This window comes from Gilliamella sp. BG1 (genome assembly GCF_046635625.1).
GTDB lineage: Bacteria > Pseudomonadota > Gammaproteobacteria > Enterobacterales > Orbaceae > Gilliamella > Gilliamella bombi.
In genome coordinates, this window is sequence record NZ_JBIDFG010000012.1 from 54704 (window position 1) to 72824 (window position 18121).

12 protein-coding genes and 1 other RNA gene are annotated in these 18121 nt (G+C 29.0%); all 13 read left to right on the plus strand.

Annotated features, from left to right (window positions below):
• Window positions 1–134: 134 nt before the first annotated feature.
• The 13 genes from pheS to ACGH80_RS08090 all read left to right on the plus strand — a co-directional run bounded on the left by pheS (window position 135) and on the right by ACGH80_RS08090 (window position 18081).
• Window positions 135–1118 carry a phenylalanine--tRNA ligase subunit alpha gene (pheS, locus tag ACGH80_RS08030; RefSeq protein ID WP_174798269.1) on the plus strand — a complete coding sequence of 328 codons (984 nt, stop codon included), beginning with the start codon at window positions 135–137 and terminating at the stop codon, window positions 1116–1118.
• Window positions 1119–1134: 16 nt separating this feature from the next.
• A complete protein-coding gene (pheT, locus tag ACGH80_RS08035; RefSeq protein ID WP_411630850.1) occupies window positions 1135–3546 on the plus strand; it encodes a phenylalanine--tRNA ligase subunit beta in 2412 nt (803 codons plus the stop codon).
• Between the two features lie 4 nt (window positions 3547–3550).
• Window positions 3551–3844 (plus strand): integration host factor subunit alpha, encoded by a 294-nt coding sequence (locus ACGH80_RS08040; RefSeq protein ID WP_034913150.1) that lies wholly within the window; start codon window positions 3551–3553, stop codon window positions 3842–3844.
• A gap of 145 nt (window positions 3845–3989) precedes the next feature.
• An RNA gene (gene ffs / locus ACGH80_RS08045) (signal recognition particle sRNA small type) lies at window positions 3990–4085 on the plus strand.
• A gap of 190 nt (window positions 4086–4275) precedes the next feature.
• Entirely contained in the window at window positions 4276–5376 is a 1101-nt protein-coding gene (locus tag ACGH80_RS08050) for a polysaccharide biosynthesis/export family protein (RefSeq protein WP_411579489.1), read from the plus strand.
• Between the two features lie 29 nt (window positions 5377–5405).
• Entirely contained in the window at window positions 5406–6305 is a 900-nt protein-coding gene (locus ACGH80_RS08055) for a hypothetical protein (RefSeq protein ID WP_411630851.1), read from the plus strand.
• Window positions 6305–7108: an ABC transporter permease gene (locus tag ACGH80_RS08060; RefSeq protein WP_174798272.1), complete on the plus strand. Its 804-nt coding sequence runs from the start codon at window positions 6305–6307 to the stop codon at window positions 7106–7108. The genes ACGH80_RS08055 and ACGH80_RS08060 overlap by 1 nt, the downstream gene beginning before the upstream one ends.
• Entirely contained in the window at window positions 7108–7767 is a 660-nt protein-coding gene (locus ACGH80_RS08065; RefSeq protein ID WP_174798273.1) for an ABC transporter ATP-binding protein, read from the plus strand. The genes ACGH80_RS08060 and ACGH80_RS08065 overlap by 1 nt, the downstream gene beginning before the upstream one ends.
• Window positions 7768–7793: 26 nt before the next feature.
• Entirely contained in the window at window positions 7794–9887 is a 2094-nt protein-coding gene (locus ACGH80_RS08070) for a capsular polysaccharide biosynthesis protein (protein ID WP_174798274.1), read from the plus strand.
• 417 nt (window positions 9888–10304) lie between these two features.
• Window positions 10305–11498, plus strand: a complete 1194-nt coding sequence (locus ACGH80_RS08075; protein ID WP_174798275.1) for a capsule biosynthesis protein — start codon at window positions 10305–10307, stop codon at window positions 11496–11498.
• A 23-nt stretch (window positions 11499–11521) separates the two neighbouring features.
• Window positions 11522–12748, plus strand: a complete 1227-nt coding sequence (locus tag ACGH80_RS08080; protein ID WP_174798276.1) for an acyltransferase — start codon at window positions 11522–11524, stop codon at window positions 12746–12748.
• Window positions 12749–12782: 34 nt separating this feature from the next.
• Window positions 12783–13868 (plus strand): stealth family protein, encoded by a 1086-nt coding sequence (locus ACGH80_RS08085; protein ID WP_174798277.1) that lies wholly within the window; start codon window positions 12783–12785, stop codon window positions 13866–13868.
• A 79-nt stretch (window positions 13869–13947) separates the two neighbouring features.
• On the plus strand, window positions 13948–18081 hold the full coding sequence (locus ACGH80_RS08090) for a CDP-glycerol glycerophosphotransferase family protein (protein WP_174798278.1): 4134 nt from the start codon (window positions 13948–13950) through the stop codon (window positions 18079–18081).
• The last annotated feature ends 40 nt before the right edge of the window (window positions 18082–18121 follow it).

The window sequence follows — 18121 nt, forward strand, 5'->3', positions numbered from 1 at the left end:
TTTAGTTGTTTTTTGTTTCTTTTTTGGCTTCTTTAGTAATACTAATTCGTGAGGCAAAGAAAAAACAAAAAATGATTATAAAAGCCTCAAAAAGAGGCTTTTTTTATATAATGAACAATAAGCAGGAGAACTGTATGTCTCAATTAGTTGAACTGGTAAATAAAGCCAAATCCGCTATTGAAAGTGCTAATGACATTAATATGATCGAACAAATTAGAGTAGAATATTTTGGTAAAAAAGGCCATTTTACAATGCATATGGCCTCATTACGTGATGTTCCTGCTGATGAGCGCCCAGCAGTCGGTCAAAAAATCAATGACGCAAAACAAAAAGTCGTTGAAATATTAAATCAAAAGCGCAATTTTTTAGAGCGTCAGGCTCTTGATGCAAAATTAGCTAATGAAACAATAGATATTACTTTACCAGGTAAAACTCTTGAATTAGGTGGATTGCATCCCGTTACTAAAACAATCAATCGCTTAGTCGATTTTTTTGGTGAATTAGGGTTTGTTGTTGAAACAGGCCCAGAAATTGAAGACGATTACCATAATTTTGATGCATTAAATATTCCTGCTCATCATCCAGCTCGTGCTGATCACGATACATTTTGGTTTGATGCAAAACGATTATTAAGAACACAAACCTCAACCGTACAAATTCGTACAATGGAAAATCAAAAACCACCGATTCGAATTATTGCTCCAGGGCGGACTTACCGTAATGATTACGATCAAACTCACACACCAATGTTCCACCAAATGGAGGGGTTGCTTGTTGATAAAGATATCAGCTTTACTCATTTAAAAGGATTATTACACGATTTCCTACATTGCTTTTTTGAAGATGATATGGAAATTCGTTTTAGACCAGGCTATTTCCCATTTACTGAACCTTCAGCCGAAGTTGATATTAAAGCTAAAAATGGTAAATGGTTAGAAGTATTAGGTTGTGGAATGGTTCACCCTAATGTATTACGTAATGTTGGTATTGATCCTGAAGTATATAGCGGTTTTGCATTTGGCATGGGGATAGAACGATTAACTATGTTACGTTACGGTGTCACTGATTTACGTTCTTTCTTTGAAAATGATTTACGCTTTTTAAAACAATTTAATTGATTCTGGAGATCAAAGCATGAAATTTAGTGAAAGTTGGCTACGTGAATGGATCAATCCAGAAATTAGTAGCGAAACGCTAGCCGATCAATTAACAATGGCTGGTTTAGAAGTTGATGATATTGAAAAGGTTGCAGGTGATTTTTCTGGTGTGGTTGTTGGCAAAGTTGTTGAATGTATGCAGCATCCAAATGCAGATAAATTACGTGTTACAAAAGTTGATATAGGTAAACTAGAATTACTTGATATTGTCTGTGGAGCACCAAATTGCCGACAAGGTTTGACTGTTGCATGTGCTACAGTGGGAGCTGTTTTACCAGGTAATTTTAAAATCAAATCAGCTAAGTTACGAGGTGAACCGTCAGAAGGCATGCTATGTTCATACTCAGAATTAGGGATTGCTGATGAACATAATGGTATTATTGAATTACCTGATGATGCTCCTTTAGGTATGGATATTCGCGAATATTTAAATCTTAATGATGTAATAATTGATATTAGTGTAACACCAAACCGTGCAGATTGTTTTGGTATTGTTGGGATTGCTAGAGATATTTCTGCAGTTAACAATATAGTTATGAAAGAAATGAAAGTAGACAGCGTTCCGACAACAATGACCGATACATTACCCATTCAGGTTGATGAAACTAAAGCTGCGCCACGTTATTTGGGTAGAGTTATAAAAAATATTAATGTTAATGCTACAACACCGCTTTGGATGAAAGAAAAATTACGTAGAGGTGGGATTCGTTCAATTGATGCCGTTGTTGATATTACTAACTATGTGTTATTAGAGCTTGGTCATCCAATGCATGCCTTCGATTTGGCTCAGATAGAAAAGGGCATTGTTGTCCGTTATGCTAAAGAAAATGAAAAACTAGTTTTACTCAATGGTAATGAAGTTAAATTTAATAATAAAACCTTAGTTATTGCTGATCACCAAAAAATTTTGGCATTAGCAGGAATTATGGGCGGTGAAAAATCATGCGTAACACAATCAACTAAAGATATTTTTCTTGAGTCAGCATTTTTTAATCCATTAGCAATAATAGGAAAAGCTCGTGAGTATGGTCTACATACCGATGCTTCTCACCGTTATGAGCGTGGCGTTGATCCTGCTTTACAGTTGGTGGCAATGGAAAGAGCTAGTCAATTAGTAATTGAAATTTGTGGTGGTGAAGCAGGTCCAATTATTGATGTCACAAATCAAAATGATCTTCCTACACAGGCAACTATTGAGTTACACCGCAATAAAATTGATCGTATCATTGGTTATAAAATTGAAACACAAAAGATCAGTGATATTTTAAACAGACTTGGTTGTGAAGTTGAATATAACAATAACAATAACAATAACAATAACAATAACATTTGGATTGTAAAATCACCAAGTTGGCGATTTGATTTACAAATTGAAGAGGATTTAGTTGAAGAAATTGCCCGCATTTATGGATATAACAATATCCCAAATGCTAATTTGAAAATTGAATCAGTAATGAAACCAAAACCAGAAAGTCAAATCCCATTACGTAGAGTAAAGGATTTATTGGTCGATAGAGGGTATCAAGAAGCGGTAACATACAGCTTTGTCGATCCAAAAGTTCAGCAAATATTATATCCTGAACATTCAGAAATCAAATTACCTAACCCAATTTCAAGTGAAATGTCAGTTATGCGTTTATCACTTTGGTCTGGGTTATTAGATGTGATACTATATAACCAAAATCGTCAGCAAACGCGTGCCCGATTATTTGAAACTGGTTTGCGTTTTATTCCTGATGAAAATTGTGAATTTGGTGTACGTCAGGAGTTAATGTTAGCTGGTATTGTTACTGGTAATTTATACGAAGAACACTGGCAACTCCCTAAAAAGAATGTAGATTTTTATGATCTTAAAGGTGATCTTGAGTCAATTTTTTCTCTTTTAGGGTGTGGTGATCAAATACAATTTAAAAAATCTGAACTCCCAGCTTTACATCCTGGACAAAGTGCTGCGATTTATTTAAATGATGAGTTATTAGGTCATTTAGGAGTCTTGCATCCAGAAATTGAAAAAAAATTGTCTTTAAATAGTAAAACGCTTGTTTTTGAAATAAATTTAGCTAAAATTAGTAAAAAAGAGGTACCTGTAGCTCAGGATTTATCCAAGTATCCGTCAAATAAACGTGATATAGCTATTATTGTTTCAAATACAATACCAGCAGCGGATATTATTTTAGAGTGTAAAAAAGCGGGTGGTGAGCAACTTATTAAAGTTACTCTTTTTGATGTGTATCAAGGTGAAAATATCAAAGAAGATCAAAAAAGCATTGCTATTAGTTTGGTTTTACAAGATAAATCACGTACGCTTGAAGAAGAAGATATAACTAACATTGTAAGCAAATGCGTTACTACCTTACAAAATCGTTTTAAAGCCCTATTAAGAGAATAATAATATGACATTAACTAAAGCAGATATTGCAGATCGTCTTGCCGAAAAATTTAATATTGATCGACAAGAATCTAAAATCCTTGTAGAGCTATTTTTTGAAGAGATTCGGGTGGCTTTAGAAAAAGGTGAACCAGTTAAATTATCTGGATTCGGTAATTTTACAGTACGTGATAAAAATTCACGCCCAGGTAGAAACCCAAAAACAGGTGAAAGTGTTGATATTTCAGCTCGTAGAGTTGTTACATTTAGACCAGGTATAAAATTTAGAGAGCGTGTTGAGAAAAATCTAGTAATCTAATTTCTTAATTACATACTATCATTTCAAATAATGGCTTTTCTTTTGATATAGCATCTAAAGAAAAGCCGAACAGTTGTGTTATACTAAAAAGTAGTTGTAAAAAATTAATAATTCGAGTATGATACCTCCGATTCAATGGAGGCTCTATGGGTTCTCTTGCAACATTTTTTTGCTCACTAGGTCAGGTCCGGAAGGAAGCAGCCAAAGTAAAATACATGTGTGTGGGATGTAGCTGATAGGGTCTCCTCCAATGCATGTTTGCAGTAAATTTACCTATTTTTTAATTATAAATAAAATTAAATATATTTTATCAACTAAAATACATGTGTAAATTTCTAATCCAAAACTTTTAAAAATATATAATTAATTGATGAGTAAGGAAATTTATTTTGAAATTACCGTCCCTTCTTCCAATAACGCTAGCAATTATTTTGAGTGGTTGTACTGTTTTACCTCATTCAGGACCAAATTTTTTATCTATAAAAAATATAAATAAACAACATGCTGAATTAGATAAAATTTATAATAAAGTAAAAATCGTTGATTTAAATATTTCATCTGATTCTATAAAAGAAGCGCAAACTAATTTATTTAACTTTACAAAGCTTATTAATGAAAGGGATAGCCAAGATAAAAAAGTTGATAATATAGGTAAAGGCGATAGTATAAAGATTTCTGTAATTGAAACCCCTCCAGCAATACTGTTTGTAGGTTCAGGTGATACAGGTGCTCCAAAAACTGGATTAACTGAATTACCAATAGTAATTGTTGATTCTAAAGGGTTTATTTCTTTGCCGTTTGTTGGAAATGTGAAAGTTGCTAATAAAACTCCCACTCAGCTACAAAAAGAAATAATTGAAAAGTTATCTGGAATTGCAAATAGACCCCAAGTAATTGTCACTGTTTTAGAAAAACGTTCTTCAAATGTTACAGTTATTGGTGATAAATTTAGTGGTAAAATGCCTATAACAGCTAAGGGGGAGCGTTTATTAGATGCCGTTACCATGTTAGGTAGCAATATGTATGATATTAAAGATACTTTAATACAAGTCACTAGGAATAATAAAGTTAATAAAATTCCACTAAGTTTAGTATTATCTAATCCTAAATTTAATGTTCATCTTCAAAAAGATGATGTTATTACTTTGATTAATAAGCCTAGTTCTTTTATTTCTATGGGGGCAATAGGCTCAACAAAAGAAGTCAGATTTGAAGCTGTTGGAATTAATTTGTCACAAGCATTAGCTCGTATTGGTGGTTTACGAGATAGTCAATCTGATGCCCGAGGTGTTTTTGTGTTTAGATATCAAGACACTTTGTCGATAGATAATAAGAAAGAGCTTGTACCAACTGTTTACCAAATAGATTTAAATAATCCTAATTCATTCTTCATAATGAAGAATTTTCAAATTAAGAATAATGATATTGTTTATGTTGCATCTGCACCAATTCTAGAACTACAAAAATTCTTATATGCGATTTTCTCACCAGGTGTTGGAGTTGTTAATCAAATTAACCAGATTAGTGAATAAGTTTTTAATTATTGCACTCGTGAGATTTTATGTTTTTAAATTTTAAAAGAAAAAAAAGTTGGTTATTATATCTAATTGTATCATTACCAACTTTATTATCGATAATTTATTTTGGATTAATTGCTGAAAATATTTATACATCTGAAGCAACATATATTATACGTTCTTCGGATACTCAATCATCATTGGGAGGATTGGGAAGTTTTTTTTCAAAAGTTGGAATTTCACGCTCTAATGATGATTCATATGTTGTTTTGTCATATATAAAATCTAGAGATGCTCTATCCTCTGTTGAAAAAGTTTTACCAGTACAAAAGTGGTATACTCAAAAAGGCGATATAATATCTCGATTTAATGGATTTAATCTTGACTCGTATAATAAAAAAGAATATTTCTATCGATACATGAGTAATATGATAAGTGTCAATTTTGACAGTTCTACAGGTATTGCTACAATTAGTGTAAATGCTTTTGATATGCAAGATGCATTCAAAATAAATGAACAATTATTAAAACAAGCTGAAGGTTTTGTAAACCAAATAAATTTACGAGCCAAACAAGATCTCATAACCGCATCGCTAGCAGAACTGAAAAATGCTGAATCACAGATGAAGAAAGAAGCTCATGCTCTAGCTGAATTTCAAAGAAATAAAAATAGAGATGCTAATTTAGCTGAGTATCAACAGATATTAATTAATAATACGGTTGCTAAACAACAATTTGAGGCAGCCACATTATCATTACGTAATGCTCAGGTGGAAATAACTAAAAAGCAACTTTATCTAGAGCGAATAGAGCAGCCGAGTATATCAGATGTATCATTTAAACCCGCACGCATTTATAATATCATTGCAACTTTTATAATTAGCTTTTTAGTATATGGTATTATTAATTTACTTTCAGCTGGTATAAGAGAACATAAAGATTGATGACGGAAGTAATTAGTAAAACATCATTTATGCGTTCATTAAAAATACAAATTAATGTATTGAATGCTTTAATTTTAAGGGAAATAATTACCCGTTATGGACGTAATAATATCGGTTTTCTTTGGCTATTTGTTGAACCTATGTCGTTAACGTTGTTAATAAGCTTAATGTGGTTTTTTTTTAAAATAAATTCTGTATCCAATCTTAATATTATTGCATTTGTATTAACAGGCTATCCAATGGTAATGATGTGGCGTAATGCTTCATCTCGAGCAAAAGGTTCAGTAACTGCCAATAAAGCATTGTTATATCATCGTAATATCAAAATTTTAGATCTAGTCTATGCACGTGTATTTCTTGAAGTGATTGGGGCAAGTGCTGCTCAAGTTTTTGTTATATCAATTTTTATTTTTGCTGGGCTAATTGCTATACCCTATGATCCTTTTTATATGTTATGTGCATGGGGGTTGATGTGTTGGTTTTCTCTGGGGTTAGGTCTAATCATTTTTGTTTTATCTGCCAAATATGGTGCTTTTGATAAAATGTGGGGTACTTTAAGTTTTATCCTTATGCCTTTATCTGGAGCTTTCTTTTGGGTTGATACCTTTCCCCATGAAATACAAAAGTTACTGCTTTATATTCCACCAATTAATGGAACAGAAATGTTTAGAGCAGGTTATTTTGGCCCCTCAACTATAACACATCAAAGTGTAAGTTATTTAGTTTTTTGTAATATAGTTTTATTATTTGTGGGATTAACCATGGTAAAAATTAATGAGAATTATATTCTTGAGGATAATTGATGATTATTGTTAAAAATGTAGGTAAACGGTACTCAACAAGAAAAGGATATAAAACAGTCCTAAATAATATCAATTTTTCATTATATAGAGGAGAAAAAATTGGCATTTTGGGACGTAATGGTGCAGGTAAATCTACACTAATTAGACTTCTAAGTGAAATAGAAAAACCAACTACAGGTTCAATAATAAGGAATATGTCAATTTCTTGGCCATTAGCTTTTTCTGGTGCTTTTCAAGGTAGTTTGACGGGAATGGATAATTTAAGATTTATTTGTCGAATTTATGGATGTAATATCGAAAAAACGAAAGAGTATGTTGAAAATTTTGCGGAATTAGGTGATTATTTATATGAACCAATAAAAAAATACTCTTCTGGCATGAAAGCTCGTTTAGCTTTTGCGTTGTCTTTATCAATTGAGTTTGATTGTTATTTAATTGATGAAGTAATTGCTGTTGGTGACTCTAGATTTACAGAAAAATGTAAAACAGAATTATTTGAAAATAAAAAAGATCGCGCTCTTATCTTAGTTTCACATAATATGAATGCTATAAAAAATTATTGTGATAAAGCTATGGTGCTTGATGCTGGTTACTTATATCAATTTGATACAATTGAACAAGCTTATATTTACCATAATAAACAACAAAAAATTACATAAGCTTATTATTAATAGAATTATTCTAAATGAAAAATGTTCTAGTCTTTTCAAAAAAAATCCTGACAATAAAAAGTATTAATCACTTTTTTTCTGATCTGTCATTTAGTAAAAAAAATACTAAGAAGAAAATTGATGCAGTTGCAGGGTGGGGATATCGCCCAACAACAATAAAAGCTAGGGCATATGCAACTAAACATTTACTACCATTTATTGCTCTTGAAGATGGCTTTTTACGTTCTATTGGTTTAGGTCTAGAAGGCTATCCTCCACTATCACTTATTGCCGATAGAATTGGAATTTATTATGATTCTAGAAAGCCTTCAGAATTAGAAATATTAATTAAAAATAAAACAAATTTAAATAAATATATAAATGAAGCAACCTTTGCATTAAAATTAATTATTGAAGCACAGTTATCAAAATATAATCATGCACCTGATTTTTGTGGTTTCGAGGATAAAACCAATAATAAAAATAAAAAAGTATTAGTTATTGATCAAACATTTGGAGATATGGCTGTCGAGCTAGGTGGAGCAAATCAACAAACCTTTATATCAATGCTAAATTGCGCAGTCAATGAGAACCCACTTTCAACAATTTATGTAAAAACCCATACAGATGTAATTAATGGATATAAAAAAGGTTATTTAACTCAAATAGTTAACCAAAAGTCTGTTATGTTATTTAGTGAAGATGTAAACCCTCTTTCATTGCTTAAACATTTTGATAAAGTGTATGTCGTTACATCGCATATGGGATTTGAAGCACTTTTATTGGGTAAACATGTTGTTACCTTTGGTTTACCTTGGTATGCTGGTTGGGGATGTACTGATGATCGACATAAAAATATAAACCATTTACGAGCAAATGATAGAAGAACTCAAGCCACAGTCTTAGAGCTTTTTATCGCAAGCTACATATTATATTGTAAATACATTAATCCTTATACAGGCAAAAAAGGAACTATTTTTGATGTTATTAACTATTTAATCAAAATCAAAACACTCAATAATAAACTTAGAGGTAATATTGACTTAGTTGGGTTTTCATTCTGGAAGAAACAAGTACTGTTACCTTATTTAAGGCTACCTTCTGTAAAAGGTCGATTCTATTCAGTGCGTAGATATATAAAAATTCTCAATAACAAAGATGCAAAAAATAAACTTAAAACTGAAAAATTATTAATATGGGGGCAAGGAAAAAAAGAGTTACTTCCAATTATTAACAGTATGAATCCATTTCGTATTGAGGATGGCTTTATCCGTTCTATTGGTTTAGGATCCAATCTAGTTATGCCATATTCACTGGTTATTGATAAACTAGGTATTTATTTTAATTCCCAAAATATTAGTGAATTAGAGATTTTATTAACAAATAAAAAAGTTACTAAAAAGGAAAAAGAAAAAGCCAGCTCACTACAAAACTTACTAATTGTAACTAAATTAGGTAAATACAATGTTGGTAAGAAAATGAATATTAGACCTATTGGAAATAAGGAAAAAATCATTTTAATACCTGGACAGGTTGAGGATGACGCATCTATTTTATATGGTTCTCCTGTTATAAAAACAAATCTAGAATTAATAAAAGCTGTTAGACAAAATAACCCTGACGATTATATTGTTTATAAACCTCATCCAGATGTTTTAAGTGGTAATCGAAGAGGTCAAGTTGATGCATTTGAAATAAAAAAATATGTTGATAATATTATTGAGTTTGTTGATATTATCGATTGTATTGAGCAAGTTGATGAAGTCCATACAATCACTTCATTAGCAGGTTTTGAAGCTTTAATCAGAAATAAACTAGTAGTGTGTTATGGGCAACCATTTTACTCAGGCTGGGGGTTAACAATTGATATATATCCTAATGTTAGAAGAAATAGGTCATTAACACTCCATGAACTAATTTATATAGTTATGTATGATTACCCGATTTATATTCATCCTGATTCTTTAAATTTTACCGATCCAGAAACTTTAATAAATTATTTAAATGATAAAAAATTAAAAGCTTCAAGAGAAATTAGGCAGGTTTGGTTAAAAAAACAATTTAACAAGTTAAAACAAGTTGTTTTTATTATTTGTAAATTAAAATTAAAGAAAATTAAACAACTATAAATTTTTTATTGTAGGAAAAATAGAGTTATTTACACTCATGGTTAAAATAATCCACTAAAAATTCATAAAGCGTTTTTTCCTAAATCGCTTTTATTGGGTTTAACCATACAATTATGTGATTAAATAAGATTTCTATATTTTTTAACAAAAAATTACAAATTAGTATTTTTATGTTAGAATATTCAAAATATATGCAAAAATAGAACGTTTTAATTAATTACCCAGAATCTGAAGTTAATCTTTCTTTGTTTCTTCATGTTTCAATGTGGACGTTTAATTTTGTTGACTAATTGAAAATAAATATTATAGGAATAGATTAATAAATTAAATTTTCATAAATATTTTTTATTACAATAAAATAAATTATTCAAGTAGTAAATAGTTTTTGATATATAATTTGTTACTTTCAATGAAGCAATGAACCACTATTTATACGAACTAATCCATACTCAAAGAAATATATTATTTCTACAAGGTCCTATTGGTCCTTTTTTTAAAAACGTTGCAGAGTGGTTGAAAAAATCAGGATGTAACGTTTATAAAATAAATTTAAATGGAGGTGATGAGTATTTTTATTCAAAAAATAGTGTTTCTTTCTGTAAATCAGTTGAAGAGTTCCCTCAATTTTTACAAGATTATATCTATCAACATTCTATCGACGCAATTATTGTTTTTGGCGATTGTCGGATATACCACAAAATAGCTAAGTCAATAGTAAATTCTAATCCAAATTTATCATTTTGGGTGTTTGAAGAAGGTTATCTTAGACCGCATTATATTACTTTTGAGAAAGATGGGGTTAATGGTTTTTCTCTCTTACCTAAAAATCATGATTTTTATCAAAATATTGAAATTACCTCTATAGATGATAGTAATGGGAAGTCTCATTATTATTCAATGATTTACTACAGTATTGTTTATTATTTTTTTATGCTATTAAAGAAATATAAATATTCTAATTATATACATCATAGGAAAACATCATTATCTTTTTATGCTTTTCATTGGGCTTTAGCTTTAATTAGAAAATTGAAATCAAAGTTAATAGAGCCTAGATTGATAAAAAATGTTATTGACAATGAATATAAACCATTCTACATTTTTCCTTTACAATGCAATCAAGATTTTCAAATTCAAGAGCATAGCCATTATCACTCTATGAAATCATATATTTTCAGAGTTATACGCTCATTTTCTTTATTTGCTGATGAAAAAAGCTATTTACTAATCAAGCATCATCCGATGGATGAAGGTTTTAATAATTATAACCGACTAATAAAAAAACTGGCTAGTCGTTATGGTGTTAGTAAACGGGTGATATATATCCATGGCGTTCCTATGCCAATTTTACTTAGAAAAGCAATCGGATTGGTAACAGTTAACAGCACTTGTGGACTTTCAGCTTTGATTCATGGATTACCTGTTATTGCTCTCGGTAAAGCACATTATGATATAAAAGGGTTAACTTTTCAAAATGGACTTGACCGTTTTTGGATGGAAGGGCATAAACCCGATACTCAGTTGTTTGAAAGATATCGTAGTTATTTGTGTAATAAGTCCCAAATTAAGGGATCTATTTATTATGCTGACTTTAAGTTAAATATTGAATAGTTTATTCATACGAGAAAACATAAATGAAATATACAGTGGCAAATATCAATGTGGATGGTGATTATTCAGATGATAAAGGAAATTTGATTGTAGCACCAAAAAATTTGCATAATGTAACAGTAAATTTTGTTGGCGATAATAATAAGTTAATTATTGCGGATACAAGTAAAATTCGTAATATTAATTTTGATTTTCCATCGCATAATGCGGTTATCCTAATAGGGAAAAATGGAAACTTATCAGGACAAATAAGAGCAGGCTATTCTTGTCACATTAACATTGGTGATAATGTTACTTGTACAAATAAAATATATATCACATCAGCAGAAAAAACAAAAATCATCATTGGCGATGATTGTATGTTTGCTACAGGTAACCAAATTCGTTCTGATGATGCTCACGCAATTTATGATGTTAATTCAGGAGAACGAGTAAATAAATCTAAAGATATTATTATTGGTGAACATGTATGGTTTGCTTTTAATTCAGTAGTTTTATCTGGAAGTCAAATTGGAGAAGGTTCAGTTGTCGGGTTTGCTAGCATAGTAAAAGGGAAATACCTAAATAATTGTATAATTGTAGGAGCTCCCGCAAGAGCTACTAAATATAACATTGCTTGGGAAAGACCTCATGTAATGCTCAGAGAACCTTGGATTAGAACCCATCAAAATCAAATAAAATCTAAAAAGGAATATTGGAATAAGACAATTGAAAATAAACCCATCTATGTAGGTCAAGGCGTATTTCATAATATACACAAATTAAATCCCTTTGAAGAATCCACTAATAAAACAAAATATCATCCTTATGTTGAATTATATTATATATTTCTTCAGGAAAATAGAATTTATTTAAAGGGAATTGCGGCTATTATTGGAATTCCCTGTCCAGAATATAGTCCAAGTATAAAAAACTTCTTATTATTTATCAATGAAAGTTCATGTCACTCAAAGCAATTAGCAAAATTTTCAGATCCGAATATTAGTAGGAAGTTATTTAATGGTGATTATATTAGTTATGATAAAGCAGGTATGTTCAGTTTTAGAAATGAAGGTTTATCAATTGATGATATTCCTGATGGGACTTATAAATTGAAGATAAAATTAACTTTCAATAAATTAGAATATTATATTGATCTTAAATGTGAGAATTTTAAAGAATCTTTTTATCAAAATGATGAATTAATATTAAAACTATATGTTATTCAAAATATTATTTATTTCGAAAAAACAACCAAAATTCTAATATAATAAATTTATTATCAATATACATTAGATTCATAATATGAGTAAACTTAATAAACTTTTAAAAAAACCAGGAATATTTTTTAGAGATTATTTTATAAAAAAATATCCCTTGTCCTTAGATGAACAAGACCATAATTTATTGCATGAAAATATTCTAATTGAAAATGATTTGAGATTATATGATATTACTGCAAATGAAAGTAATGAACCTGTTGATGTAGTTATTACATGGGTAAATAATAAAGATCCTGATTGGTTAGCAAAGTTTGAATATTATAAAAATCAAAAAATTAATGATATTAATCCTATTTCTGTAGATGATGCGAGATTTGAAGATCATGGGGAGTTATTTTACGTAATTAGAAGTATTCAACTACATATGCCATGGGTAAGAACAATTTTTTTAATTACAGATAATCAAATACCCACCTTTGATCTCCCTAGCAAAGTTAAGATTATTGATCATAGCCAAATTATAGATAAAAAATATCTTCCTACTTTCAATTCCCATGTTATTGAGGCTCATTTACATAATATTCCAGAATTATCTGAAAATTTCATTTACTTTAATGATGATGTATTTGTTGCTAGATATTTACCAAAATCCCACTTTTTGTCAGGAAATAATATATCCTCTCTTTTTTTAAATAAAAGAAATTTAGATGAAATGTTGCAAAAAGGTGTAACAACTCCAACACTAAAAGCTTGTTTTAACTCAAGAAAATTATTACTTAAAAAGTATCAAAAAAATGTATGCATTCCCTTAGCGCATACATATATCCCATTAAAAAAATCTTATTTTACTCTTGCATGGTCACTTTTTAATTTTGAAGTTAACTCTTTTATTAATAATCGATTTAGGGATGATAATGATCTTAATTTAGCCACATTTTTAGTTCCATGGATTATGTATTTTGAACAGCAATCAGTATTAGCGAGAGATATCTGTTATTACTTCAATATCCGATCGAGCTCTGCTAATACTTATTATGATATATTAAGTTATAAAAGCAAAACATCTCCTCATTCTATTTGTGCGAATGATTTTGTGACTACAATAAATACAGAATTACTATACCGGAAGAATTTAATCAAATTTTTAGAATCTTTTTATATGCAGTGATTTTTTTATTAATAACATACCTATTTACTATAATAATATTAGGTTAACTTTTTTGTATTACGATAGGAATTGTACGACTATGTCAATAAGTAAGAAATGGAGAAAATTCAAAAAAAATCCTAAACTTTTTTTTTACGATATGTATCAAAATAGGAGAGAGAATATATTAAAATATTCTCCAAAAAGGATATATAAGACCGAACAAAAATTTACTGTAGTATCTGCAGTCTATGGCGTTGATAAATATTTGAAAGATTATTTTGAAAGCTTAGTAAATCAAACTATTGGATTTGAAACACATATTAATTTAATTTTAGTTGATGATGATTCTCCAGATCAGTCTTCGGAAATAATTCAAGAATGGATAAGAAAATATCCTAATAATATTACTTATATTCATAAAGAAAACGGTGGACAAGCTTCTGCACGTAATTTAGGTATGGATTATGTAAAAACCAAGTGGGTCAGTTTCATTGATCCCGATGACTTTGTTAGTTTGGACTATTTTGAAGAAATAGCTAAGGTAATTGATAAAAATCCTGAAGATATTGGACTAGTTAGTTGTAATTTTATTTTTTATCGTGAAAGTATTGATCAATACAGTGATTCACATCCATTAAAATATCGTTTCACTGAAGGAATTACATATAATTCAAATTTTGATTTTGGTAAAAATATAGTGATGTCTGTTAATTCAGGGGTATTTTCTGCAAAGGTAATCTTTGAAAATGATTTATTTTTTGATCCTAGGCTAAGACCTTCGTTTGAAGATGCTCGCTTTGCTTCAGAATACATATATTATATCAAATCATCAAAAGTGGTTTTTTTACCATCTGCTAGATATTATTACAGGAAAAGAGAAGATAGTTCATCGACTTTAGATACATCATGGAACGATAAACGTAAATTTTTAGATGCTTTAGAATATGGTCCAATTTTTGTTTTGGAATTCTACAAAAAAAAATTACAACAAATACCAGAGTTTATACAAAGACAAGCTTTATATGATTTTGCTTGGATTTGTAGACATTTACTTAATAATCCTAATCCTCTAAATATTCTGAGTAATGATGAAAAAATAAAATTCTATGAAAATGCTGAAAAGATTTTATCCTTTATTGATATTAAAACAATTTTAAATTTTGATTTAGCTGGAATTTGGTTCTTATATAAAGTAGGTTTACTAGGCTCCTTCAAGGGTATAACTGATATAACTCAGATAGCATATATTGAAAAATATGATCAAACTAAAAGAGAAATTTTGATTTCATATCACAGTTATAGAGAAAGTGATATTTCTATATTGTTTGATAATAAAGATACAATACCTAAGTATCAAAAAAAGAAAAAACATACATTTGGCGATAAATATTTTGTAACAACGTATAAATTATGGATTAGTTTACCAGATAATTTTAGCAAATTTGAAATCAAATTTAATGGTGTTCATTCAAAAATTTTTATTAAAGGAACTTTTTTTTATACAGGAGTTTCTAATCAAAAAATGATGGAACATTTAAGTCATTTTGTTCAAAAAAATAAAAAGGATCATTGGATTCTTATGGATAGAGATACTAAAGCGGATGATAATGCAGAACATTTGTATAGATATATTAGATCTCAACACCCTGAGCAAGAAATTTATTATGTATTGTCAAATAAATCTCATGATTGGAATCGTTTAAAAAAAGATAATTTTAATTTGTTAAATTTTGGATCATTTGAACATAAAAAATTATTAAAAACAGCGTCAAAAGTGATTAGTAGCCATATTGATAAATATGTCAATGATTATTTTTCTGATGGCTTAATGTTAAAGCAACAATTTATATTTTTACAACATGGTGTTATTAAAGACGATTTATCAAATTGGATCAATACAAAGAAAAATATAAGTTTGATGATCACTAGTACCGAAGCAGAGTTTAACTCCATTGCATTTGATAATAAATATTATTTAACTAATAAGGAAGTGATATTAACAGGTTTAGCTAGGCATGATGCTTTGTTTTCGCAAAAAAACAAATTTGGATCTAATAATAAGACTATTTTAATAATGCCAACATGGCGTGATTCTATTTTACCGAAAGCGAAAACAGATTGTTCTGAGCGAGATATAAACCCTGATTTTATAACTACAGATTATGCTATACATTGGCGAAGTTTTTTACATAACGAAGTATTGAAAAAAATAACAAATGAAGGAATAAAAGTTATTTTTGCTCTTCATAAAAACATAGAACCATATTTAGATGATTTTAATATTCCATCTTATATTGAGCAATGGCACTCTGACAGCTGTAGTATTCAAGAATTATTTTTGAAATCCACACTCCTTATAACTGACTATTCATCGGTAGCGTTTGATATGGCATATTTAGAAAAACAAATCATATATTATCAATTTGATGAGCATGATTTCTTTTCAGGTAAACATACTTTTTCAAAAGGTTATTTTGATTATAGACAACATGGTTTTGGTCCTGTAGTTACTACAGAGGATGATTTAAATAATACTTTAAAAACTATTATCAAAAATGGTTTTACTATTGAAGAACCATTTTTATCAAGAATTAAGAATGTTTACCCTTATAGAGATGGACTATGCTGTAAAAGAACTTTTGATGCTATCCAAGCGTTGGATAAAAAATCTGAAAGCCCAGAAATAATTAATTTTACAGTTTTAGCTGATTTTATGTTAAGAGCGTACGAAGAGCAAAATTGGCCAATAGCAATTCAGCGAGCAAAATTGTTGTTATCAGGTAATAAAGAACAAGTAGAACTTGCCCAACTTGTATTATCTGAGGCAAGTTATTATCTGAGAAAACCTTCAGTATTTCTTAATAATGTTAATAAGAATAGTATTAAAAATAATAAAATTGATGCATTTCTTTTTATGGCACAGGAAGAGTGGAAAAATGCTTATAAAAGTTGGAGTAAAGTAATAAATAAATCAAGCTCCGATTTATTTTATCAGCTAATATGTTGTTGCCACTATTTAACCAACAGTAGTTATGCTGTTACAGTTAAAAATGAGTATTTGCAAAACTTTAATAATGATAAAAAAATGTTATATTTAATCAATGCATTAATATTCATATCTAATAAAAACTGGAATGGGGCTATAGAACAATTAAATCTTTTACTTAAGAGTAATGTAACTAAATCCTTTTTGAGGAAATATTTTCCTGAACTAATTTTGGCAGATGTATATATAAAAATTAATAAACTAGATAACTGTCAAAAACAATTAGCTAATTTTGAAAAACATACTACTGATAATTTTGAATATAAGTTACAAAAAGTTAAACTAGATTTAGCTAAAAAAGAATATTACAACGTAATTTCCTATTTAAAAAAAACATTTAAAAATAATTTTATGATAATTCCTAATTCAGCTTTAATTAATTATATTGAAGCTTTAAAAATGTCGGCAAATTGGGAAGAAATTATAGCTTTCTCTAAAGCGTTATTGAAGAAAGATGGATATTGGAAAATTATAGCACAGCAAATGTTAGCTGAAGCAAGCTATAGAACATATAAAATATCTTTATTTACTAATAATATAAAGGAAAAAATTGAAGATATTAAAGATGAAAAAACCAAAGCATTTCTTTTTATGACACAAGAAAAATGGAATGAAGCTTATCAATGTTGGGAAAAAATTACTAATAAAAAAGCAATAAACCTCTTTTATCAGCTAATTTGTTGTTATAATCTTCAGGATTCTTCTTATGCAATAAAAATTAGTTCAAATTATTTAAAAAACGAATTATTTGAACAAAAAGAATTATATATGTTAAATGGGCTTGTATATATTACGCAACAAAAATGGGAAAAAGCGATTTCCCAATTTAATCATTTAATAAATTCCAATACATGCAAATATTTTTTAAGAAAATATTTGCCTCAACTAATTTTGGCTAATATTTTTCGTAATTTAGGAGAATACCAAAAATCAAATAAATTATTAATTGAATTTGAACAACATACTCCAAATGATGTGGAGAATCATATACAAATGGCAAAGCTAGCTCTCTCTCAGAAGGATCACCAGAAAGTTATAAGTTTACTGAATAGGTTATTTGATAATAATTATCAGTCAATGCCACCATCAGTTTTAGCTGATTATATTCAAGGTTTGACTATGTTTGTAAATAATGAAATAGCTAATTTAGAAAAGATCATTAAATTTGCGGACAATAAAAAATAACTTATTTTTAAAAGGCAACCTATTTATTAATAGATAGGTT

Bases quoted from the DNA above. Each gene is read 5' to 3' on its own strand.
- ACGH80_RS08075 (WP_174798275.1), top strand. From the start codon at position 10,305: ATGAACCACTATTTATACGAACTAATCCATACTCAAAGAAATATATTA.
- ACGH80_RS08090 (WP_174798278.1), top strand. From the start codon at position 13,948: ATGTCAATAAGTAAGAAATGGAGAAAATTCAAAAAAAATCCTAAACTT.
- pheT (WP_411630850.1), top strand. From the start codon at position 1,135: ATGAAATTTAGTGAAAGTTGGCTACGTGAATGGATCAATCCAGAAATT.
- ACGH80_RS08040 (WP_034913150.1), top strand. From the start codon at position 3,551: ATGACATTAACTAAAGCAGATATTGCAGATCGTCTTGCCGAAAAATTT.
- ACGH80_RS08060 (WP_174798272.1), top strand. From the start codon at position 6,305: ATGACGGAAGTAATTAGTAAAACATCATTTATGCGTTCATTAAAAATA.
- ACGH80_RS08085 (WP_174798277.1), top strand. From the start codon at position 12,783: ATGAGTAAACTTAATAAACTTTTAAAAAAACCAGGAATATTTTTTAGA.
- pheS (WP_174798269.1), top strand. From the start codon at position 135: ATGTCTCAATTAGTTGAACTGGTAAATAAAGCCAAATCCGCTATTGAA.
- ACGH80_RS08080 (WP_174798276.1), top strand. From the start codon at position 11,522: ATGAAATATACAGTGGCAAATATCAATGTGGATGGTGATTATTCAGAT.
- ACGH80_RS08065 (WP_174798273.1), top strand. From the start codon at position 7,108: ATGATTATTGTTAAAAATGTAGGTAAACGGTACTCAACAAGAAAAGGA.
- ACGH80_RS08070 (WP_174798274.1), top strand. From the start codon at position 7,794: ATGAAAAATGTTCTAGTCTTTTCAAAAAAAATCCTGACAATAAAAAGT.
- ACGH80_RS08055 (WP_411630851.1), top strand. From the start codon at position 5,406: ATGTTTTTAAATTTTAAAAGAAAAAAAAGTTGGTTATTATATCTAATT.